Raw genomic sequence first — 22,277 nt, 5'->3', positions numbered from 1 at the left:
TTAATCATTATATTTAATAGCGATTGCGTTACCTAAATATACAAAATAGCTAGAATTTTCAGGCACAATTTCACATTTAACACTAGAATAACCCATTCTTAGCAGATTGCCTGGTAATTTACCATAATTATTCAAATTATCGAATGGTAGTGTACCCAATTGAGTTAATTTAGATTTATCAGATGTTAAGAAGACTGAGTGGTCTGTAAGGGTTAAATCTGCATTTTTATGACTGAATAGTAAATAATTTAACCCTTCTATTAATCTATTTCGGAAACCCTCCCCCAAACCATCTAATCCAATTTCTTTCACTATTCTACCATCCTTACACCTTAAAAGTTCGCCATTATCAGCATAAAAATCTCCTATTATTTTCTTTTCTTTAAAATCAATACGCCCACTTGTATAGTATATAGTTGCTTTTGTTTCTCCAGTAAAAGCTTTAGGGGCTGCTCCATCCCCCAATCGCCACCAGCCAGTGTCTTTTTTAAGCGTGCCATCTACAAACATCACTACTCCAGATACTTTTTCATTTGCTGGGCGTTCTTGCATTTGGGGTACTTTTATTTGGGCGTTGGTGCCGTTAAAAGTAAGCGTATTATTGTTGAGATTTATGCTAGTGGTTTTACTTAGCGAACCGCCTAGCTCTATATTGTTTCCACTTTTGGTTAAACCATTCGCAGCTCCTACAATGGTATTCGCATCTGTAGCTGGTGCCCATTGGGTTCCGTTCCATTTGAGCACTTGCCCATTGCTAGGAGCCGTACTTGCTACCGATTTTCCTTGAATTTTTGTAACCGTTACGCTGTTATTATTCTTTGCCGCATTCACATCGCCTGTAAGTGCTTCTCTTTGAAATGAATTACCACTTAAAGCTATAGAAGTAGAGCCTCTATAAGTAGTATTACTATCTGTAGCCGGAGCCCATGCAGAGCCATTCCACTTTAAGACTTGGCTTGTACTCGTTCCAGCTGGCAAGGATACGGTTTTGCTTTGGGAGTCGTAGGTAACCCCTCTAGTAGCATTTATCACCCCTGATGGTCCTTCTGGTCCTCTAGTCCCCGTATCACCTTTTTCTCCTTTATCACCCTTTGGTCCTGCTGGACCCACTGGACCAGCAACACCCTGTGGACCTCTCGCGCCTGTGGCACCAGTTGCGCCTGGTAAACCTTTTAAGGCTACCCACTTAGTGCCATTGAAATAGTAATAGCCATCGGCTGTAACTTCTGAGACTCTTTGGTCAGTACCGCTGTAGCTTGTCCCCTTTACATAAATTAAAGTAGAAACCTCAGGGCTGGGCATCTTCGCTACCCTATCCTTGCTAAGGTTGGGGATCATAAGTCCCTCGTTAGTCATGGCGTTTTGATTGGTATTGATTACTCCAATCTCTAAAGTGGCTTTTGGGGAGTCCGTATTTATCCCCACTCTGCCTTGTTTTTGAGCATAAAGACTGCTGCCCATTGCTAAAACCGATAAAAGTAAAATACTTTTTTTCATAAAATTTAAATTTAAAAAGTTTATAATTGCTCACTAAAAAATACAAAAAGCCCCTTCCGAAACTTTTCGAAAGAGGCAATAAATAATCGTATGTAAAGCTAAATTTAGCGTATAGTTTAAGCGTGTTTTCTACAAAATAAAAAACAGCAAAACTTGTATATTTAAAAAAAATATTAGATACTACGCACGCTACGCAGGAATTAACCTGTGTGTGTGTGTGTGTGTGTGTGTGTGTGTGTGTGTGTGTGTGTGTGTGTGTGTGTGTGTGTGTACACAATTTTCTGAAACTACCAAATTTTTCGGCAAGTTTTTACCTAAAAAGTTTTGGTTTGCAGTAAGTGTTATATTTTCAGTTGGTTTCATTGAGGGCAAAAATAGAAAATGTTTTTGTATTGGGCAAATTATGCACGATTTTTTATCTAATGGCACATTCACCTATTCCCCCAAAATGCGACACAATTATAAAAAAAATATTGGGGTTTCTTAAATATTACATTTTTTCTTAATCTTCTGTTAATTTTATATTGTACTTGCTTTATATATTCATTAAAATCAGATGGTTTAGGGTATTGTCTAACTAATTTATTGGAATATTCATTCAGTATCCTTTCCCAAGAGGCATAGGAGTGGGCAAAATAAAAATCAGTATTTAATTTGTTTGCTATTTTTTTATGCTCTACAAATTGGCTACGCCGAACCACTTTGTTAGGTCTCAGTTCTGTTGTTATTTGGAATGGAACCCCTATTTTTAATCATCTGACGCTTGTCCGATAGATGTTATTTTATATGTTTAAGCCTATGCGTGTATGCTTGTAAAGCAGACTTCCTTTATCTTCTCTTATGTATTGATAAATTATTTCGTGATAAACCGTTGTTTCTCGGCAGAGAAGGTAAGATTATGGCTAAGTCGTTTTTTTCTTTCATTGGCAAGTTGGGGATGATAGCTTCTTATTTTTTTTGTCAAAAACAAAGATTGAACATTTAATGATTAAGAGAGAAAATGAAAGTGGGGTACATTTACTAATTGAACTTAAGAAGTCTATATCGATAAAAAATCGTAAATTAGCAAACTGAAATCTAAAAATATTTGTAAAATGAAAGAGTTAACCTTCGCAGAAAAAATTGCAAAAGCACAAAACTTTTTACCCATTAACGGAACCGATTATATTGAATTTTATGTAGGTAATGCTAAACAAGCCGCTCACTTTTATAAAACGGCATTTGGTTTCCAGAGTGTAGCCTATGCAGGACTAGAGACTGGGGTGAGGGATAGAGCGTCTTATGTACTTCAGCAAGGAAAAATCCGTTTGGTCTTAACTTCTGGACTTAAATCAGATTCGCCGATTTGTGAACATCAAAAGAAACATGGTGATGGTGTAAAAGTTTTAGCCCTTTGGGTAGACGATGCTTACGCTGCCTTTGAAGAAACTACAAAAAGAGGAGGGAAGCCGTACCTAGAACCTACCACCTTAACCGATGAATATGGCGAGGTAAGGATGAGTGGGATCTATACTTATGGGGAAACGGTGCATATGTTTGTAGAGCGCAAAAACTACAATGGTGCCTTTATGCCAGGTTACGAAAAATGGGAAAGTGATTATAATCCTTCTGACTGCGGGCTACTCTATGTAGACCACTGTGTAGGGAATGTAGACTGGAATAGAATGCTTCCTGTTGTAAAATGGTATGAAGATGTACTAGGCTTTGTAAATATTTTAAGTTTTGATGATAAACAAATCAATACAGAGTACTCAGCACTAATGTCTAAAGTAATGTCTAATGGTAATGGATATGCAAAATTCCCTATTAATGAACCAGCAAAAGGAAAGAAAAAATCTCAAGTAGAAGAATACCTAGATTTTTATGAAGGAGAAGGCGTTCAGCATATTGCCGTAGCAACTAAAGATATCATTAAAACTGTAACAGACCTAAAAGCCAGAGGGGTTGAATTTCTTTCTGCACCACCAGAAGCCTATTACGAAATGGTTCCAGAGCGTGTAGGACATATCGATGAAGACCTTAAAAAACTACAAGAATTAGGTATCCTGATTGACCATGATGAAGAAGGCTATTTATTACAAATCTTCACTAAACCTGTAGAAGACCGCCCAACTTTATTTTTTGAAATTATTGAAAGACACGGGGCACAGAGTTTTGGAGCAGGAAACTTTAAAGCCTTATTTGAAGCCTTAGAAAGAGAACAAGCCCGAAGAGGGAATTTATAATAAAAAAATAGCTATGAAAAAAATAATAGCCGTACTCTGTATTGCAAGTTCGTTATTAGGCGTTAAAGCCCAAAATTTTGGTAAAATAAATGCAATGCTAGACCGTTTAGAAGAGCGCAGAGGGCTTAATCAAAACCTTGATGATGTTGCGATAGATGGCAAGACCTTTATTTTGATAAAGAATTTTGATGACCACACCGAGCGTCAGATTATTACCTTTAAAAAAGATAAGGTAAACTATATCGAAGTTTTTGATGATAAATCCAACCAAACATCAAGTTCCAACATCTTTGATGGCGATATGGTAAGGGTAAAAAATGGTCAAAATATCATTTCTATAAGAGCAGACCAACTCGAAGGTAAAAAGATTCCTTTACCTTTGACCAAAACTTTAGTTCTTAATAAACAAAAAGGGATTCTCTATCTGATAGATATCAATACCAAAGAGCGCTGGATAGACGCTTCAGCATTAAAAAATAAATCAATAAAGAATAAAAAATAATGAAATCATTTGTAACCTATAATGACCAATCAGATTTTTCAATCCATAATATCCCTTTTGGTGTAGCCATTTTTAATAAAGAATATATCGCTTGTGCTACAAGAATTGGCGATTTAGTGGTGGATTTAGCCTCGCTATACGACTATGACTACCTTAATGATATTAAAGGGCTTGACGATAATGTATTTGAGGCTTATACCCTCAACGAATTTATAGAATTGGGCAAACCCGTAACTAAGGCTGTGAGAGAGCGACTTCAGCAGTTGTTTTTAGAAGATTCTAAATTGGCAAATGATGAAAAGGTAAAAGAAGAATGCTTCTATGACCTAGACAAAGTAGAAATGTTGATGCCCGTTCATGTTCAGAACTATACCGACTTCTACAGCAGTATAGAACACGCCACTAATGTAGGAAAAATGTTTAGAGACCCAGAAAATGCGCTATTGCCTAATTGGAAACACATTCCCGTAGGATACCACGGTAGAGCCTCTTCAATTGTGGTATCGGGAAATAATTTCCATCGTCCAAAGGGACAAACCAAGCCCAAAGATGCCGACCAACCTATATTTGGACCTTCTAAACAATTGGATTTTGAATTAGAAATGGCATTTATCGTTAATAAAAATACAGAAATGGGCGAAAGCATTTCTACTGCCGAAGCCGAAGATGCAATTTTTGGAATGGTATTGTTTAACGACTGGTCGGCTAGAGATATCCAAAGTTGGGAATATGTGCCTTTAGGACCATTTTTAGGTAAAAATTTCTGTTCTACGGTATCGCCGTGGATAGTTACGCTAGAGGCTCTAGAACCTTTCCGTACGAGTTCCCCTAAACAAGAACCAGAGGTATTGCCTTATTTAAAATTTGATGGCGATAAAAACTTTGATATTAATCTTCAAGTGTATTTAAAGCCAGAAGGTGGTAAGGATAACTTAATTTGTGAGTCCAACTACAAATATATGTATTGGAATATGGCGCAGCAGTTGGCACACCACACGGTAAATGGTTGTAATGTAGAAGTAGGCGATATGTACGCTTCGGGAACCATTTCGGGTAAGGACGAAAGCAGCTATGGCTCTATGCTAGAACTGACTTGGCGAGGACAAAATCCTTTAAAACTATCTGATGGTAGCGAAAGAAAATTCGTGGAAAATGGTGATACTATTACCATGAAAGGCTATGCTGAAAAAGACGGTATTCGTGTAGGTTTTGGTGAAGTAAAAGCCACCGTATTACCAGAGAAATAAAATTTTAATTTAACTTTAAAAACACTTAAATTCTTTATTATTAATGGAGGTTTAAGTGTTTTTTAAATAGGCAAAATATGAAAACGGTTAATCCAAAAGATATTTCAACCTTTGAATTACAAACCATATTACAAACGGCAATTGCTCCTAGACCCATTGCGTTAGCTTCTACCATTGATGAAGATGGCAATCCAAACCTTTCGCCGTTTAGTTTTTTTAATTTATTCAGCTCCAATCCACCCGTGGTGATTTTTTCCCCTGCGCGTAGGGTTCGGGACAATACTACCAAACATACGCTTGAAAATATTCAATCCGTGCCAGAAGTGGTAATTGGCGTGGTTAATTATGATATGGTGCAGCAAGTGTCGTTATCTTCTACGGAATACGATAGAGGGATTAATGAGTTTACAAAATCTGGGCTGACTATGAAAAAAGCAACCATGATTCGCCCAATGTTGATTGAAGAAAGTCCCGTAAACTTAGAATGCAAAGTCATAGAAGTAAAACCTCTAGGAAGCGAAGGTGGTGCGGGGAATTTGGTAATGGCAGAAGTGGTAAATATCCATATCCGTGAAGAATTTCTTAACACTGACGGCAATTTAGAGCAATCCAAATTGGATTTAGTCGCGAGATTAGGCGGCAACTGGTATTCTAGAAATAATGAACATAATTTGTTCCAAGTACCTAAACCATTAGCAACCAAAGGGATTGGTTTTGATGAACTTCCCGACGAGATTAAACTCAGCAATGTGTTTACGGGAAATGATTTGGGTATGCTAGCTAATATTGAGGTATTGCCAGAAGGTAAATTTTCCGAAGACGAAGCGGTGCATCAATCTGCTAAAGCATTATTAGAAAAAATGAAAATTGCCGAGGCGTGGAACTTACTTAAAAAATAATTATTGACTGAAATACACCTATGAAAAGAAAGGTTTTAGTAATCTATACGGGCGGTACTATTGGTATGGAAAAAAACTATACTACGGGGAGCCTACAACCGTTTGATTTTCAAAATATTTTTGATAAAATTCCAGAAATCAATCTTTTAGAATGCGAAGTAGTGGTTTCTTCATTTGATGACCCCATAGACTCTTCGGATGTAGGACCTAAAGAATGGAAAGATCTTGCCCAAAGGATAGAAGCCAACTATAATGACTTTGATGGATTCCTTATTTTACACGGTACGGATACGATGTCCTACACGGCATCTGCACTTAGTTTTATGCTTAAAAATTTGAGAAAACCTGTTATTCTTACAGGTTCTCAATTGCCTATTGGGGATTTACGCACCGATGCGAAAGAAAATCTTTTGACGAGCCTATACTACGCCAGTTTATACGAAAATGAAGAAGCCATTATCCAAGAAGTCGCAATTTATTTTGAATACAAACTGCTTCGTGGCAACCGTACATTAAAGTATTCTGCGGAGTTTTTTGATGCCTATCAAAGTCCTAACTATCCGATATTAGGACAGTCTGGAGTCCATTTGAATTACGATAAAGAAGTGTTATTGCGTGTTCCTGAAGAGGCTACATTTAGAATTGATACGCACCTTTCCGAGACTGTTTTTTTACTAAGGATTTTCCCAGGTATGAATTGGAATACACTACCAGATTTGTCCAAAATTAAAGTGTTGATATTACAAGTTTTTGGTTCAGGAACAATTTTTAATTCTAAAGCTACTGAAATGGCACTTCAAAAAATTAGAGATAATGGAACTGAAATTGTGGTTATCAGTCAATGTATTTCGGGTAAAATTTCCTTTGGGAAATATGAAAATAGTAATATTTTTAAAACCATAGAGGCAATAAGCGGTGGCGATATGACGGCAGAGGCGGCGCTAACCAAAGCTATGCATTGTATAGAAAATCCAAAGTACCAAGAGGCTTTTAGAACTTTATTTTCTAAAAATCTATGCGGGGAAGTCAGTACAGAAGGATAAAAATTGCAAAGATTTATGGCAGAATTGAATAAAATGTGTATCTTTGCAATCCAATAGAAAGGTGCTCGAGTGGTTGAAGAGGCTACCCTGGAAAGGTAGTAAGCGGGTAACCGCTTCGAGGGTTCGAATCCCTTCCTTTCTGCTAAGAATGTAGAATTCATCGTGGTTGAGACGGCTTATGTTTGGAATTTGTCCGAAATTTGTCCGAAATGAAATTTACATTACTCTATTCTAAAAAGACATTGAGAAATTTTCCCAATGTCTTTTTTTATTTTAATGCGCCTGCAACCAGTTATCGCCTACGCCTACTTCTGTAAGGAGGGGAACTTTAGTTTCATAAGCGTTTTCCATCAAGGTTTTAATAAGATTTTTGGCTTGCTCTACTTCGGTATCTGGGGCTTCAAAAATTAGTTCATCATGCACTTGTAGTAGCATTTTGGTTTTAAGATTTTGCTGTTCTAAAGCATTTTGAATATTAATCATTGCCAGTTTTATAATATCTGCAGCACTGCCTTGGATGGGTGCATTTACGGCATTTCTTTCGGCGTGTCCACGCACAACAAAATTATTAGAATTAATATCTTTTAAATGGCGTTTTCTTCCCATGATAGTTTCTACATAGCCTTGCGCTCTTGCATTTTTTACTTGGTCAGACATAAAGGCTTTTAGCTTAGGATAAGTTTCATAATAAGAGTCTATTAGTTGCTTGGCTTCTTTTCTTGAGAGTCCAGTTTGGTCGGCTAGAGCAAAGGCACTTTGTCCATAAATAATACCGAAGTTTACAGTTTTTGCTTGATTTCTTTGTAGTTTGGACACTGCTTCAATAGGGATGTTAAACAATTTAGAAGCGGTTGATGCGTGGATGTCTTCACCATCTTGAAAGGCTTTAATCATGGTGTCTTCGCCAGAAATTTCAGCAATCAATCGAAGTTCTATTTGGGAATAATCGGCAGATATAATTTTATAGCCTTTATCTGCTACGAAAGCCCCTCGCACTTGCTGACCGCGCTCGGTACGGATAGGTATATTTTGAAGGTTCGGATTGTTACTTGCCAATCGTCCCGTTGTCGCCACTGTTTGTGCAAAACTTGTATGCACTCTGCCATCTACTGGGCTAATTTGCTGTGGCAAAGCGTCTACATAAGTAGATTTTAACTTTTGAAGTTGTCGATAATTTAAAATGAGCTGAATAATTTCATGTTTATCAGATAGTTTTTGCAATACATCTTCGGAGGTAGAATATTGCCCTGTCTTGGTTTTTTTAGCCTTAGGGTCTAATTTTAATTCATCAAATAAAACCTCACCAAGTTGTTTTGGGGAATTAAGATTAAATTCTCGACCAGAATACTCAAAAATCTGAATTTCTAAATCCTTTAAATCCTTTTCTAGGTCTAAACTTTCTTTAGCCAGCCAATCTGTATCTAGTGCTACACCAGCTAATTCCATATCGGCAAGTACCTTCACTAAAGGCATCTCAATTTGATTGAATACATCCTCTACACCTTCCTTTTTCAATTGTGGGGCAAATAATTCATACAACTGATAGGTAATGTCGGCATCTTCGGCAGCATATTGAGTTTGGGTATCTAAATCCACACTGCGGAGGTCTTTTTGATTTTTACCTTTTTTACCAATAAGACTTTCAATAGCGATGGGTTTATAATCCAAATACATTTCCGAAAGATAATCCATACCGTGTCTACCATCTGGATTGAGGAGGTAGTGCGCTATCATAGTATCAAAGCAATCCCCTTTGATATCAATATCATAATTTTTAAGGACTTTATAATCGTATTTTAGATTGTGGGCAATTTTCAGTAGATTTTCTTTTTCAAAAAATGGTCTAAAACGCTCTACAATAATCTGTGCTTCGTCCTTTTGATTAGGAATTGGTACATAATAGGCGAGACCTTTTTTATAGGAAAAGCTCAGTCCAATCAACTCGGCTTCTAATTCGTCTAAAGAAGTGGTTTCCGTATCAAAGCAAACCGCTGACTGTGCCAATAGGTTTTTAAGCAAGAGCTGATGCCCTTTTTCTGTATCGATATATTGATACAGATGATCTGTTTCTTCAATATTTTTCTTAGTTGTAGTTGCTTGTTCTAAAGCCTCAAAATCTGAGAATAAATCTAATTGAACACTATTAGAATTAGCGTCAGAATTATTGATAGTTGTTTCTTCAATTTCATCATTTGAAGCAAAGGCTTTATATAAATTTTCATAAAGTCGGCGAAACTCTATTTCATCAAAAATGGCTTTTACCTGCTCAAAATCTGGAGTTTCGAGATTGTATTCCTCTTCTTTAAAGGCGATAGGTACATCGCATAAAATAGTCGCCAGTTTTTTTGACATTAAACCGCGTTCGGCAGAAGCCTCTACTTTTTCCTTTAACTTACCTTTTAATTGGTGGGTATTGGCAAGGAGGTTTTCCATAGAGCCGAATTGTTTGATGAATTTTTTTGCTGTTTTTTCGCCCACGCCTTCCAATCCTGGGATATTATCTACGCTATCACCCATCATCCCAAGATAGTCGATGATTTGTTTAGGGTCGTCTATTTCGTATTTTTCTAGCACCTCAGGAACACCAAGAATTTCAACCTCACTACCTTTTAACCCAGGTTTGTACATTTTGATATTTTCCGTCACTAATTGAGCAAAATCTTTATCAGGCGTAACCATAAAGACTTGATAACCATCTTTTTCGGCTTTCCTTGCGATAGTTCCTATTACATCATCAGCCTCGTAGCCTTCTACGCCTAGGTAAGGAATATGCATGGCATTTAAAATCTTGTGGATATAAGGAACAGCTTGTAAAATAGGTTCTGGTGTATCGGAGCGGTTGGCTTTATAATCTGAAAAATCTTCGTGTCTTACATTTTGCCTGCCCACATCAAATACTACAGCAAGGTGGGATGGTCTTTCCCTTTTAATTAATTCTATTAAAGAATTGGTGAAGCCATAGATAGCAGAAGTATTAAACCCCGATGTGGTAAGCCTAGGATTTCTGATAAAGGCATAGTAACCTCTAAAAATCATCGCATAGGCATCAATTAAATATAGTCTTTTGTCGGTTATTTCACTCATAGAGCAAAGATAGAAGTTTTTAGCTTAAGCCAAAAGTTTTTAAAGTAATTATAAATGAAACATTGTAGATTCTGAATAGGGTAGTGTAAAGTAACAACAATTTAAATACATCATTATACATTACTACATCGATACATTGCAACATTTTTACCTCAATACATAATACAATAGTACATTGCAACATTTTTCCCTCCAATTAATTCCAAAAAAAAACCTTAACTTTGTATCTTGTTATAAAACCCACGATTGAAGATTTATGGAAGAGAAAAAATCACTCAATTTTATTGAGCAAATTATAGAAAATGACCTTGAAAACGGACTCTCTAAAGAGCAACTTAAATTTCGTTTTCCACCCGAACCGAATGGTTATTTGCACATAGGACATACCAAAGCCATTTGTATTAACTTTGGTTTAGGTGAAAAGTACAATGCGCCTGTTAACCTTAGGTTTGATGATACCAATCCCGAAAAAGAAGAGCAGGAATTTGTAGATTCTATAAAAAAAGATATAGAGTGGCTAGGCTATCAATGGGACAAAGAATTGTATACTTCGGATTATTTTGAGCAGTTATATCATTGGGCGGTAGAAATGATAAAACAAGGGAAAGCCTATGTAGATGAACAATCTTCCGAAGAAATTACAGCACAAAGAAAAACGCCATTTGAGGAAGGGGAAGAGTCGCCCTATAGAAATCGACCAATAGAGGAGTCTTTAGACTTGTTCGAGCGTATGAAAAATGGGGAGTTTGAAGAAGGGCGAATGAGCCTTAGAGCTAAAATTGATATGGCATCACCTAATATGAATATGCGCGACCCTGTGATGTACCGTATTTTGAAAAAACCGCACCATAGAACTGGCGAACAATGGAAAATCTATCCGATGTACGACTGGGCACACGGTGAGAGTGATTATATAGAGCAAATTTCGCATTCATTATGTTCTTTAGAATTTGAAAACCACCGTCCATTATATGAATGGTATCTTTCTAATGTTTCTGAAGAGGATAAGCAAAAACCTAAACAACGCGAATTTGCCAGAATGAATGTAACTTATATGGTGACTTCCAAAAGAAAGTTGCAGCGTTTGGTAGCAGAAAAGCATGTGACGGGATGGGACGACCCTAGAATGCCTACCATCTCTGGAATGAGAAGATTGGGTTACACGCCAAAGGCCATGCGAAACTTTATTGATAGAGTAGGGGTAGCAAAAAGAGAAAATCTAATCGATATTCAATTATTAGAATTTTTCGTAAGAGAAGATTTGAATAAAATTGCCAAGCGGGTAATGGCAGTGGTAGACCCAGTAAAATTAGTTATTGAAAACTATCCCGAAGGTGAGGAAGAATGGCTAGAAACCGAAAATAACCCTGAAGATGAAACGGCAGGGACTAGAACAATTCCTTTCTCTAGAGAACTTTATATTGAGAGAGAAGATTTTAAAGAAGAAGCCAACCGTAAATTTTTCCGTCTGAAATTGGGTGGCGAAGTACGCTTAAAATCGGCATATATCATCAAGGCAGAGCGTGTAGATAAAGATGAAAATGGAGAAATTACCACCATCTATGCTACTTATGACCCAAAATCTAAATCGGGTAGTGGCACGGAGGAAAGCCTTAGAAAAGTAAAAGGAACCTTACATTGGGTTTCTTCTAAACACGCGCTACCTATTGAGGTAAGGGTATATGATAGACTTTTTACCGAAACTCAACCAGATGCAGATAAGGAAGTGGATTTTATTGATTATCTTAACCCTGATTCTTTAAAAGTGATACAAGGTTTTGCAGAGCCTTCCTTAAAAGAAGCAAAAGTAGGAGAGCCATTACAATTCCAACGCATTGGTTATTTTACTAAAGATGAAGATTCTACGGAAGACTCTATGGTGTTCAATAGAACCGTAACGCTTAAAGACTCTTATAAGCCTGAATAATAATCATTGATTTAATATTATGAAACCGTCTCTTTTTGATGCGGTTTTTATGTTTTTTAGATTAGCGATAATAGTTTGCCTTATTGATTTATGGTTAATGGTTTTTAAAAGAAACTCAAATTTAAATCTTTTCATTTTTAGTTTATTGAAATTTGTAGTACCATTTAATTTTTGTATTTTTGAGGATAATTTTATTTAAGAAATGGCGAAAACAGATAGTAAATCAGATCCAGCAGAAGATAAGAAAAAAGCATTAGCTGCTGTACTAGAAAAGTTAGACAAAAACTACGGAAAAGGTACCGTAATGAAATTAGGCGATGATAATATCGACCATAATATCGAAGTGATTCCATCGGGGTCTTTAGGTTTAGATTTGGCGTTGGGTGTAGGTGGCTACCCTAAAGGGAGAATTGTGGAAATCTATGGACCAGAATCTTCAGGTAAAACCACGCTTACCCTTCATGCAATTGCAGAGGCTCAGAAAGCGGGTGGTGTAGCGGCATTTATTGATGCGGAGCATGCATTCGATAGATATTATGCAGAGAAACTAGGCATTGATGTTAAAGAATTAATTGTTTCTCAACCTGATAATGGCGAACAAGCATTAGAAATTACTGATAGTTTGATTCGTTCTGGAGGAGTAGATATTGTAGTAATCGACTCTGTGGCGGCTCTAACGCCTAAAGCAGAAATTGATGGCGATATGGGAGATTCTAAAATGGGGCTTCATGCCAGACTCATGTCTCAAGCCTTAAGAAAACTGACTTCTTCTATTTCTAAAACAAAATGTACAGTCATTTTCATCAACCAATTAAGAGATAAAATTGGAGTGATGTTTGGAAATCCTGAGACGACAACGGGTGGTAATGCCCTAAAATTCTATGCTTCTGTAAGAATTGATATTCGCCGTTCACTGAGTGATACAGGAAAAATTAAGGATAAAAATGGAGAAGTGATAGGAAATAGAACCAAGGTAAAAGTGGTTAAAAATAAAGTAGCGCCTCCATTTAAACACGCAGAATTTGATGTGATGTATGGTGAAGGCGTTTCTAAAGTTGGCGAAATTTTAGATGTAGCCACCGAATTGGGCATCATTCAAAAAAGTGGTTCATGGTTCAGTTACCAAGATACTAAACTGGGACAAGGTAGAGAAACCGTAAAAGAACTCATCAAAGACAATCCAGAGTTAGCAGAAGAACTAGAGTCTCAAATTAGGGAACAGTTACAAAAAAGATAAGAGGTGATATTACCCTCTCCCAAAAAAAATCCGATTAGGCAATTCTAATCGGATTTTTTTCATACTAAATAGTGATTTATTATTGACCTTTTTTAGCGTCTTCTACCATTTTTTCATTGGCTGTAATGGCAAATTCTACGCGTCTATTTTGTGCTCTTCCAGCATCAGTATCGTTGCTAGCAATAGGTTCTGCTTCTCCCATGCCTTTAGCTGTTAATCTACTTCTCTTAATACCATTAGCGGATAAATAGGCTACTACTGCATTAGCTCTTCTCTCAGATAATGCAAGGTTGTAACTGTCCGAACCTTTGCTGTCGGTATAACCATAGATGCTGATGTTAGTATCTGGATTTTCCTTAAATACTTTTACCAATCTATCTAAATTATTTTTAGCCGTAGGGGTTAGGTTAGCAGAATCAAAACCGAAGTTTACGGTATTTTCGCCTAAAACTAACTTAATTCCTTCATTTACTCTTTCTACTTCTGCACCTGGAAGTGCTTCTTTAATGTCTTTGGCTTGCTTATCCATTTTTCTACCAATAACATTTCCAGCTACACCACCGATGATACCACCTAGAACAGCACCAGCCGCAGTATTACCACCTTTACCTACATTGTTCCCAAGAATACCCCCAATTACTGCACCCGCAGCCGTACCAATAGCCGTACCTCTTTGTTGGTTGTTGGAATTTTGTACAGCCTCACAACTAGTAAGCATTAAACTTCCTGATAGAAATAAGGCCGCGATATTTGTTTTGTTAAAAATTTTCATATGTTTTTATTTTAATTAATTTTTATAAAGTTGTAATAGATTTTCACATATTTACCTTCAAATGGTACTTCTTGAACCAATGTAAAGTTATTATCTGTTTGATTTTGAAAACCTAAAATATAGCCAGCCGTATTGGTTTTGGCTTTTTCACCAGCATACAATTTCTTAAATTGAAATTGATTCCCGTTGACTACTTCGAATTTAATCGGTTGTGAAATATTGGGACACCCTTCGGAACTATTGGTGGTATAAGACCCCGTCCAATTATTAGGTACTAAATTCCAAGTACTACCAATAAAACATTTGGCATCTACCCCTTCGTTAAAGGGTTTTATCCTTAGATTTTTATCATAGTCAATACTAGAGATTTGCCATTTGCCTTTAAGTTTTAGGAATTCGGCACGATTATTTTGCGCTTGTTGTCCTTGCTGAACTGTAGAGCAAGAGTTTATAACTAAGCTACCTATCAGCCCTACAAATAATAGTTTTTTCATAATTCTGTTATTTTATAGTTAGGTATTAATAAAAATCGTGCCAATGTTATCTAGTTATCTTATTTTTTTAATACATTGAATATTTTACCACTGAAAAATGGATTATGACCGTTTAGAAATGATATTTTACCACTTAGAAATCAATCATGACCACTGAAAAATGGATTATGACCATTTAGGAATGATATATTACCACTTAGAAATCAATTATGACCGCTGAAAAATGGATTATGACCATTTATTATGTTATTCTTCTAGTTATCCATTACATGCAGTAATGTCCAACGATTTTTTTAATATAATTGTTTTATAAACTACGAATTTGTATTTTTGTCGTAATGGAAGATTCCTATTTACATAAAGGCAAGCGTAGAATATTAGTCAATTATCTTAGAGAGAAGGTAGGCATTACAGACGAGTCCGTGCTAGAAGCAATCAATAAAGTGCCGCGCCATTTTTTCTTAGAGAGTATTTTCGAAGACTATGCCTACGAAGATAGAGCATTTCCTATTGTGGCTCAGCAAACCATTTCTCATCCTTCCACAGTTGCCGAACAAACCGAATTATTACAAGTGAATAAAGGTGACAAGATTCTGGAAATAGGCACGGGGAGTGGTTATCAAACGGCGGTGTTGATGGCAATGTCGGCACAAGTCTATACCATAGAACGCCAGAAAAAATTGGTGGATTTTTCAAAATCTATGTTTAAAAAACTACAAATGAAACCTCACTTCCAAGCCTTTGGCGATGGTTTTAAAGGGCTTCCTGCTTTTGCCCCCTTTGATAAAATCATTGTAACTTGTGGTGCTTCGGAACTGCCATATGAATTGCTAAAGCAGCTGAAAGTAGGAGGGAAGATGGTGATTCCTTTAGGAGAGTTAGGCGAGCAAACCCTTTACCGATTTACTAAAGTTTCTGATACAAAAATAGAAAAGGAAAGTTTTGGGGTTTATAAATTCGTCCCTATGTTAGGTAATACCAATCTTTAATCTTTTAGGTAAAATTTGTTTTGCGATTTATTACCTTTAGAAAAATAAAAATAGACAACTTTTTAGCTGTCCATTTTAGTTTAATCATTAATGATATTATTTGTTTTTATAAGCCTCACTTATAGGGTTTCCAGTGCATCCATTAGGCTGTGGAATCCCTAGTAATGAAGTAATTGTAGGTGCAATATCTGGAATTTCTGTTCGTCTATAAGTTTCCCCTTTTTTAATGCCTTTACCATAGAATAATAAAGGAACTTGTGTGTCATAACTAAACCCAGAACCGTGAGTAGAACCAGTTTTAGAGTAGCTTACCACATCGTTCATCAGTACAATTAAAAGATTCCCAGAGCGTCTGTGGCTAAAGCCTTTTTGTAAAAGATAAGGAATATCGTGTGTGTAGTTATTGGTACGCATTTGAGATGACGTATACACTTCATCTACATCTTTATAATTAAGAATCCACTGGGCAAAATCATTTTCTATTTCTTCGACAGTTTTACCTGTTTTTTGGATGGCTTCATAATCGAAATACACTTGATTGTTGGAAATGTTTTTTACTAAATTAGAAATCCCATATTTTGATTGTGCATATTGGTCTAAATCTTTTTTGAAGGTTTTATAATCAAAATAATCCGCTGGGATTTTTAAGCTTTTTAAATAGCTTCCTACATAGCTTGCCCCGTGGTCAGCCGTTAAAAATAAAGTATAGTTCCCTTTGCCCACCTTGGCATCTAGAAAATTTAAAAAGCGTTCTAAATCTTTATCCAAACGAATGTAGGTATCTTCAATTTCTTTTGAATTTACTCCAAATTGATGTCCTACATAGTCGGTACTTGAAAAACTTACTGCTAAAAAGTCGGTGTCGGCATGCTGACCTAATTGTTCACCTTCGATGGCTGCCATTGCAAAATCAGCAGTTAAACTGTTGCCATAAGGCGTGGCTTTTAGGATGCTGTATTGTTTATTGTCGTTCCAAATTTTTTCTAATTGGTGTGGAAAACCGCTATTGCTTTCCCCTTTAAATAAGCCTTCAAAATTGTTGATGTCCGTTCTACTTTCTTTATAAGTGCTAATATCCCTTAAAGTATTCCAATCCTTTTTGTATTGGTCTACCACACGAGATTGGTTGAAGGTTTTAACCCATTGTGGCAAGTCGTTCATATAATAAGAACTGGTAATCCAGTTGCCTTCATTATCCCCTTTAAACCAATAAGCGGCATTAGCAGAGTGTCCTGCTGGTAAAATGGCGCCTCTATCTTTTAAAGCAATACCAATGACCTTACTTCTTTGCTGAGTAGATAATTTTAAGGCGTCCCCCATGGTAGATGTTTTCATTCTGTTGGGCGACATTTTTCCGTCTTTATCTTCTTTATTGATGGTACCTGTAGACTGCACATGGTCATCTTGGGCACAATACACCATTTTATCAATATCTTTATCATACCAATCGTTGGCGATGATGCCATGTACACGAGGTGTAGTCCCCGTATAGACAGAAGTGTGTCCAGGTCCCGTGTAAGTTGGTATATAGTTAAAGTGGTTGTTTTTACAACTAAACCCTTGGGCGATGAGTCTTTTAAACCCACCATTACCATATTGGTTCCAGAATCTGTTAAGATATTCGTAGCGCATTTGGTCTACTACAATACCCACAACTAATTTTGGACGCTCATAAGGTGCTGTAGCGTTATTTCTCTGTGCTTGTACACTAATGGTACAGAAGATAAAAGTTACAATTGAAATAATTTTTTTCATAATGGATGATATTGTTTATATGAATGACAAAAATACGAAGGATTTACGAAAATCAACCTATAACCTTTAAAATTAAGCCGAGATTAAGACATATTAAACTAAAAGGTAGAGTCATAAAATATATGTACAACTCAGATTTATTTGTTACTTTTGTCATAAATAATTTTACAAACTTATGGGATTAGCAGTTACCAACCTGAGTAAGCATTTTAAAGACCAATTGGCATTAGATACGGTTAATTTATCAATTAACGAAAATGAAATTGTGGGATTACTAGGTCCAAATGGTGCGGGGAAATCTACGCTTATGAAAACTATTGCTGGGGTTTTAAATATAGAAAAAGGTCAGGTTACGCTTAATCATCATTCCGTAGAGGATAATAGCATCGACACTAAAAGGAATATCGGCTACTTACCAGAAGATAATCCGCTCTATGCCCATATGTATGTAAAAGAATACCTCAACTTTGTGGCACAATTAAGAAAAGTGCCTTCGTCTAAAGTAGAAGAAGTGATAGGTTTGGTGGGATTAACGCCAGAACAGTCTAAGAAAATCGGTCAATTATCTAAAGGTTATAAGCAGCGTGTTGGACTAGCTCAAGCTATTATCCATCAGCCCGATTTATTGATTTTAGATGAGCCAACCAATGGGCTAGACCCTAACCAAATTATTGAAATTCGAGAAGTGATAAAAAAAGTGGGTAGAGGGAAAATGGTGTTGTTATCTACCCATATCATGCAAGAAGTAGAAGCCCTTTGCAGTCGAGTGGTACTCATCCACAAAGGGCAAATATTACAAGATGCGCCAATAGAAGCGTTTAAAAATAAGTTTTCAAGCTTAGAAGAGGCATTTGCTGCCTATACTGCTAAAGCCTCCGTTTAGTAACCTTCGGTACTTTCACCTCTTACTAAGCCCATGGCTGATGAAGTGCCAATTCTTTTGACCCCCATGGCAATCATTTTTTCTGCATCTTCTGGGGTTCTTACACCGCCTGCCGCTTTTACAGGCAATTTACCGGCGTGGTTTAGCATAATTTGAATCCCTTCAAAAGTAGCCCCATTAGGTTTGCCATCTTCGGTTTTATAGAAGCCTGTAGAAGATTTTACAAAGATATTTTTTAAATCTTCTTCTTTAAAGTTTTCTACTGCCCAATCGGAAATGTGTTGGGTTAAATCTGCGATTTGCTCATTGCTTAATGCCGCAATTTCAATAATCCATTTTGCAATTTTACCATGACTAAGGCAAAGTTTGGTACAACGCACAAATTCATCGTGGATGAGTTGGTAGTCGTCATTTTTATATGCAGAATAATTGATGACAAAGTCTAGCTCATCCGCACCCTCATCAATGGCTTTCTGTGCTTCTTTTAACTTTTCTTCTACACTAGCTTTACCTTCGTGGAAACCGATAACCGTTCCTAGTACTACGGAAGATTTTTTACTTTTTAAATAGTCTTTGGTTTCTTTTACAAAATCGGGACGAATCATTACCGCAAATAAGTCATTATCTATAGCTTCGTCGGTTAGAGCTCTTACTTTGTTTTTGGTTTCTTCAAGAGAAAGTCCTGATTGTTCTGGGGTTTTAAGATAAGTAGAATCTAAATATTGTTTAATGTTCATTGTATAAAAAGATTTTAAAATTTTTGTCAAAGATACTAAAGTTAAATATTTTTTCCTTTAGTTTATGCCTGATTTTTGCTTTCATCGAAGCATAATAAGACTGGAAAATGGTCGCTATATCCACCGATATATCTTGTGCCTGAGTAGGTTCGGTTAGGTCTTAAAAGTTTTAAGTCATCTTTTCTGGACAGCTCCTTTCTTGCAAACACTACTGATGTTTTATATTGTAATGGAAACTGGGCATTAAAAAAATGTTGCGAACACATGATTTGGTCGAACAAAAGCCCTTGTTTATGATGAAAAGTAGAGTAGTGGTGCTGATAAAAATGTTTTAAAAAAGGATTCTCTAAAATTTCACTGATGCCTTCGTGGTATCTAAATTCTTGAAGATTAGCCTCGTTAGGATTTTCGTTAAAATCACCCGCTACAATTACGGCTTCTTTTTGATTTAAAATGATAGACTCAATCTTTTCTTTAATGCTTGATAAAATATGATTGCGTTTGTCTAAATTGATGTCTTTATCTCGTTTAGAAGGCAAATGAACCAAAAAATAATGTAATTTCTGACCTAAAATTTCAAGCTGAACATAGAGAACATCTCGCGTGGTATCCATATAAAACTCTCTGCCATTGTTCATTTCAAATTCGTAGCGAATAGGTTCGGAATGTAGAATATGGATTCTGGTTTTATCATAAGTAAGGGCTACATCTATGCCTCTTTCATCTGGTGATTCATAGTGGATATAGCCATAGTTTTTTTCAAAAATAGGAAAATCCAATAGCTCTTTTACTACTTTTTTATTCCCTATTTCAGCCAAACCGATTAGGGCGGGAAGACTGCCATATTGATGTTTCATTAACTCAAAAACCTTCACCAGATTTTGTCTTTTATGAAGGTATTTTTTATTATCCCAAGACGCTGGTAAAAAGGGCGACTCTGGGGGGAAGAAATTTTCGGTATTATAAAAAGCAATATAAGTCAAAATGTATTGAATTAATCTTTTAGTAAATCTGGTCTTTTTTGTTTTGTAATTTCTAAGGCTTGCTCGTAGCGCCAATCTTCAATCTTTCCAAAATTGCCACTTAGCAAAACTTTAGGGACTTCTAAGCCTTGGTACACTTCGGGTCTGGTATAGATAGGAGGGGCTAATAAATCATCTTGAAAGCTATCCGTTAATGCCGATTGCTCATCATTAAGAACTCCTGGAAGTAAACGAATAACAGCATCTGCAAGCACACAGGCTGCCAATTCGCCACCCGTTAATACAAAATCCCCGATAGAAACTTCTTTGGTAATATGTAAATCTCTTACCCGCTGGTCAATCCCTTTGTAATGTCCACATAGCAGGATGATATTGTCCTTTAAAGATAAGGTATTTGCCATCTTTTGGTTTAGGGTTTCACCATCGGGAGTGAGGTAGATGACTTCATCATACTGGCGTTCGGATTTTAGTTTTGAGATGCATTGGTCTATGGGCTCTACCATCATTACCATACCTGCACCGCCACCATAAGGTTCATCATCTACCTGACGATGTTTTCCAATGCCCCACTCTCTTAAATGATGAAAATGAACTTCTGCCGCTCCTTTTTCCATTGCTCTTTTTAAAATGGATGCCTTAAAAGGGCTTTCCATCAACTCTGGCAATACGCTAATGATATCTATTCTCATTATTGTATGGTATTATTTTTTCGATTAGGAAGGATGATGAGGCGTAGTGAAGAATCACCATTGATATAGCTCCACATCCAATTAAAAAATATCGCGATTTTATTTCGTACGGATAAAATTAACATCAAATGTAAGAACATCCAAAAATACCAAGCGAAAATCCCTTGAAATTTAATGAATGGTAAATCCACTACGGCGCGGTATTTTCCAATGGTTGCCATAGAACCTTTGTCGTGATACTCGTATTCTGTCCAATCTTGTTCTGATGATTTGCAAATGTTTTCACCTAAATTTTTCCCTTGGTTAATGGCAACATTCGCCACCTGAGGATGTCCATGAGGATATTTAGGCGTTTCCATATAAGCGATATCTCCAATAGCGAAAATATCTTTATATCCTTTTATCCTATTGTATCGGTCTACGATGTATCGGTTTCTATTGATTTGCTCTTTTTGGATGCCATCAATAATATTCCCCGTGACACCCGCTGCCCAAATTACATTATTGGAAGGGATTTCTCTACCACTATCGAGGTAGACTTTATCACCATCGTAGTCAACTACTTTTTCATTGCTAATGAAATGTACACCTAAATTTTTCAAGTATTGCTCAGATTTTTGCTGTGCCTCTTCACTCATTACAGCGAGAGGTTTTTCGGTAGCACTTACAAGGATGATTTTTAAATCATGGAAACTCATTTTAGGATAATCTTTTGGCAAAATTTGGGCTTTCATTTCAGCAAAAGCTCCCGCCAATTCTACCCCCGTAGGACCACTGCCTACAATGACGATATTCCAATTGCCATCATCGGAACGCTTTCTTTCGATGATGAGCTTTTCAAAAGTTAATAAAATATGATTTCTAATGCTGATGGCTTCTTGCGTGTTTTTCATGCCGTAGCACAGCGATTCCATCTTGTCATTACCAAAAAAATTAGTTCGGCAACCCGTAGCAATGACTAATTTGTCGTAAGTATATTCGGTATCTTCTGTGATGATTTTCTTTTCGTTGGGAAGTATTTTTGTTACTTCCGTCATACGGTATTGTATATTTTTAGACCGTTGAAATATCTTTCTAAAAGGGAAGGAAATATTAGACGGCTCAATACGACCACACGCCACCTGATAGAATAAGGGTTGGAACATATGATGATTGACTTTATCTAAAACCAATACTTTTTTTCTTTTATTGTTGAGTTTTTTTGCCAATTGAAGACCCGCAAACCCACCGCCTATAATGATTATTTTTTCTCTCGCTTCCATAGATTGAAATTAAAGTGTCAAAATTACGAATTTTAAATGGCATTAATCGAAA

Annotated in this window: 18 protein-coding genes and 1 tRNA gene; 10 read left to right on the top strand and 9 right to left on the bottom strand. The window is 36.4% G+C overall.

Translation table 11 applies throughout. The features are described 5' to 3' along the window. Positions 1 to 1,497, bottom strand: a complete 1,497-nt coding sequence (locus tag C237_RS15120) for a collagen-like triple helix repeat-containing protein (RefSeq protein WP_018676562.1) — start codon at positions 1,495 to 1,497, stop codon at positions 1 to 3. Positions 1,498 to 2,591: 1,094 nt separating this feature from the next. Here C237_RS15120 and hppD point away from each other — a divergent pair. The 6 genes from hppD (at position 2,592) to C237_RS0111225 (ending at position 7,555) form a co-directional block, all read left to right on the top strand. Continuing rightward, positions 2,592 to 3,722, top strand: a complete 1,131-nt coding sequence (hppD, locus tag C237_RS0111250; RefSeq protein ID WP_018676561.1) for a 4-hydroxyphenylpyruvate dioxygenase — start codon at positions 2,592 to 2,594, stop codon at positions 3,720 to 3,722. A gap of 13 nt (positions 3,723 to 3,735) precedes the next feature. Continuing rightward, on the top strand, positions 3,736 to 4,224 hold the full coding sequence (locus C237_RS0111245; RefSeq protein WP_018676560.1) for a hypothetical protein: 489 nt from the start codon (positions 3,736 to 3,738) through the stop codon (positions 4,222 to 4,224). Beyond that, complete coding sequence (gene fahA / locus C237_RS0111240; protein WP_018676559.1) at positions 4,224 to 5,471, top strand: fumarylacetoacetase; 1,248 nt, start codon at positions 4,224 to 4,226, stop codon at positions 5,469 to 5,471. The genes C237_RS0111245 and fahA overlap by 1 nt, the downstream gene beginning before the upstream one ends. A 77-nt stretch (positions 5,472 to 5,548) precedes the next feature. Continuing rightward, positions 5,549 to 6,370, top strand: a complete 822-nt coding sequence (locus C237_RS0111235; protein WP_018676558.1) for a flavin reductase family protein — start codon at positions 5,549 to 5,551, stop codon at positions 6,368 to 6,370. Positions 6,371 to 6,390: 20 nt separating this feature from the next. Beyond that, the gene (locus C237_RS0111230) at positions 6,391 to 7,413 is read left to right on the top strand and encodes an asparaginase (protein ID WP_018676557.1); all 1,023 of its coding nucleotides are present in this window, start codon (positions 6,391 to 6,393) and stop codon (positions 7,411 to 7,413) included. Positions 7,414 to 7,468: 55 nt separating this feature from the next. Beyond that, positions 7,469 to 7,555 (top strand) — tRNA-Ser (locus tag C237_RS0111225). 131 nt (positions 7,556 to 7,686) lie between these two features. Here C237_RS0111225 and polA read toward each other — a convergent pair. Beyond that, positions 7,687 to 10,497: a DNA polymerase I gene (gene polA / locus C237_RS0111220; protein WP_018676556.1), complete on the bottom strand. Its 2,811-nt coding sequence runs from the start codon at positions 10,495 to 10,497 to the stop codon at positions 7,687 to 7,689. 256 nt (positions 10,498 to 10,753) lie between these two features. Between polA and C237_RS0111215 the strand changes: the two genes are divergently transcribed. Together C237_RS0111215 and recA are read left to right on the top strand one after the other, a co-directional pair. Next, entirely contained in the window at positions 10,754 to 12,424 is a 1,671-nt protein-coding gene (locus tag C237_RS0111215; protein WP_018676555.1) for a glutamine--tRNA ligase/YqeY domain fusion protein, read from the top strand. A 202-nt stretch (positions 12,425 to 12,626) separates the two neighbouring features. Further along, the gene (gene recA, locus C237_RS0111210) at positions 12,627 to 13,661 is read left to right on the top strand and encodes a recombinase RecA (RefSeq protein WP_018676554.1); all 1,035 of its coding nucleotides are present in this window, start codon (positions 12,627 to 12,629) and stop codon (positions 13,659 to 13,661) included. A gap of 79 nt (positions 13,662 to 13,740) precedes the next feature. On the opposite strand, the gene C237_RS0111205 is transcribed toward recA, so the two are convergent. Together C237_RS0111205 and C237_RS0111200 are read right to left on the bottom strand one after the other, a co-directional pair. Then, complete coding sequence (locus C237_RS0111205) at positions 13,741 to 14,433, bottom strand: YiaD family glycine zipper/OmpA-like lipoprotein (protein ID WP_018676553.1); 693 nt, start codon at positions 14,431 to 14,433, stop codon at positions 13,741 to 13,743. A gap of 11 nt (positions 14,434 to 14,444) precedes the next feature. Next, a complete protein-coding gene (locus tag C237_RS0111200) occupies positions 14,445 to 14,927 on the bottom strand; it encodes a lipocalin family protein (RefSeq protein ID WP_018676552.1) in 483 nt (160 codons plus the stop codon). Positions 14,928 to 15,265: 338 nt separating this feature from the next. Between C237_RS0111200 and C237_RS0111195 the strand changes: the two genes are divergently transcribed. Next, entirely contained in the window at positions 15,266 to 15,916 is a 651-nt protein-coding gene (locus C237_RS0111195; protein ID WP_018676551.1) for a protein-L-isoaspartate(D-aspartate) O-methyltransferase, read from the top strand. A 96-nt stretch (positions 15,917 to 16,012) separates the two neighbouring features. Here C237_RS0111195 and pafA read toward each other — a convergent pair whose 3' ends face one another. Continuing rightward, complete coding sequence (pafA, locus tag C237_RS0111190; RefSeq protein WP_018676550.1) at positions 16,013 to 17,671, bottom strand: alkaline phosphatase PafA; 1,659 nt, start codon at positions 17,669 to 17,671, stop codon at positions 16,013 to 16,015. A gap of 175 nt (positions 17,672 to 17,846) precedes the next feature. Here pafA and C237_RS0111180 point away from each other — a divergent pair, with 175 nt between their 5' ends. After that, the gene (locus C237_RS0111180) at positions 17,847 to 18,554 is read left to right on the top strand and encodes an ABC transporter ATP-binding protein (protein WP_018676549.1); all 708 of its coding nucleotides are present in this window, start codon (positions 17,847 to 17,849) and stop codon (positions 18,552 to 18,554) included. Here C237_RS0111180 and deoC read toward each other — a convergent pair. From deoC to C237_RS0111160, 4 genes are all read right to left on the bottom strand, one after another. After that, complete coding sequence (deoC, locus tag C237_RS0111175) at positions 18,551 to 19,291, bottom strand: deoxyribose-phosphate aldolase (RefSeq protein ID WP_018676548.1); 741 nt, start codon at positions 19,289 to 19,291, stop codon at positions 18,551 to 18,553. The genes C237_RS0111180 and deoC overlap by 4 nt on opposite strands. Before the next feature lie 62 nt (positions 19,292 to 19,353). Further along, a complete protein-coding gene (locus C237_RS0111170; protein WP_018676547.1) occupies positions 19,354 to 20,274 on the bottom strand; it encodes an endonuclease/exonuclease/phosphatase family protein in 921 nt (306 codons plus the stop codon). A gap of 11 nt (positions 20,275 to 20,285) precedes the next feature. Then, positions 20,286 to 20,963: a tRNA (guanosine(37)-N1)-methyltransferase TrmD gene (trmD, locus tag C237_RS0111165; RefSeq protein ID WP_026315659.1), complete on the bottom strand. Its 678-nt coding sequence runs from the start codon at positions 20,961 to 20,963 to the stop codon at positions 20,286 to 20,288. Continuing rightward, a complete protein-coding gene (locus C237_RS0111160) occupies positions 20,963 to 22,225 on the bottom strand; it encodes an NAD(P)/FAD-dependent oxidoreductase (protein ID WP_018676545.1) in 1,263 nt (420 codons plus the stop codon). The genes trmD and C237_RS0111160 overlap by 1 nt, the downstream gene beginning before the upstream one ends. Between the last annotated feature and the right edge of the window lie 52 nt (positions 22,226 to 22,277).

This window comes from Riemerella columbina DSM 16469, from assembly GCF_000374405.1.
Classification (GTDB): Bacteria; Bacteroidota; Bacteroidia; order Flavobacteriales; family Weeksellaceae; genus Riemerella; species Riemerella columbina.
The sequence above is the reverse complement of the archived record's forward strand: the minus strand, read 5'-3'. Positions and strand labels throughout refer to the sequence as shown.

What these genes read in the sequence shown, in the direction of transcription:
- C237_RS0111180 (WP_018676549.1), top strand. Translation starts at nt 17,847, where the DNA reads ATGGGATTAGCAGTTACCAACCTGAGTAAGCATTTTAAAGACCAATTG.
- C237_RS0111195 (WP_018676551.1), top strand. Translation starts at nt 15,266, where the DNA reads ATGGAAGATTCCTATTTACATAAAGGCAAGCGTAGAATATTAGTCAAT.
- C237_RS0111160 (WP_018676545.1), bottom strand. Translation starts at nt 22,225, where the DNA reads ATGGAAGCGAGAGAAAAAATAATCATTATAGGCGGTGGGTTTGCGGGT.
- trmD (WP_026315659.1), bottom strand. Translation starts at nt 20,963, where the DNA reads ATGAGAATAGATATCATTAGCGTATTGCCAGAGTTGATGGAAAGCCCT.
- hppD (WP_018676561.1), top strand. Translation starts at nt 2,592, where the DNA reads ATGAAAGAGTTAACCTTCGCAGAAAAAATTGCAAAAGCACAAAACTTT.
- C237_RS15120 (WP_018676562.1), bottom strand. Translation starts at nt 1,497, where the DNA reads ATGAAAAAAAGTATTTTACTTTTATCGGTTTTAGCAATGGGCAGCAGT.
- C237_RS0111200 (WP_018676552.1), bottom strand. Translation starts at nt 14,927, where the DNA reads ATGAAAAAACTATTATTTGTAGGGCTGATAGGTAGCTTAGTTATAAAC.
- C237_RS0111215 (WP_018676555.1), top strand. Translation starts at nt 10,754, where the DNA reads ATGGAAGAGAAAAAATCACTCAATTTTATTGAGCAAATTATAGAAAAT.
- C237_RS0111230 (WP_018676557.1), top strand. Translation starts at nt 6,391, where the DNA reads ATGAAAAGAAAGGTTTTAGTAATCTATACGGGCGGTACTATTGGTATG.
- recA (WP_018676554.1), top strand. Translation starts at nt 12,627, where the DNA reads ATGGCGAAAACAGATAGTAAATCAGATCCAGCAGAAGATAAGAAAAAA.
- pafA (WP_018676550.1), bottom strand. Translation starts at nt 17,671, where the DNA reads ATGAAAAAAATTATTTCAATTGTAACTTTTATCTTCTGTACCATTAGT.
- C237_RS0111205 (WP_018676553.1), bottom strand. Translation starts at nt 14,433, where the DNA reads ATGAAAATTTTTAACAAAACAAATATCGCGGCCTTATTTCTATCAGGA.
- C237_RS0111235 (WP_018676558.1), top strand. Translation starts at nt 5,549, where the DNA reads ATGAAAACGGTTAATCCAAAAGATATTTCAACCTTTGAATTACAAACC.
- fahA (WP_018676559.1), top strand. Translation starts at nt 4,224, where the DNA reads ATGAAATCATTTGTAACCTATAATGACCAATCAGATTTTTCAATCCAT.
- polA (WP_018676556.1), bottom strand. Translation starts at nt 10,497, where the DNA reads ATGAGTGAAATAACCGACAAAAGACTATATTTAATTGATGCCTATGCG.
- C237_RS0111245 (WP_018676560.1), top strand. Translation starts at nt 3,736, where the DNA reads ATGAAAAAAATAATAGCCGTACTCTGTATTGCAAGTTCGTTATTAGGC.
- deoC (WP_018676548.1), bottom strand. Translation starts at nt 19,291, where the DNA reads ATGAACATTAAACAATATTTAGATTCTACTTATCTTAAAACCCCAGAA.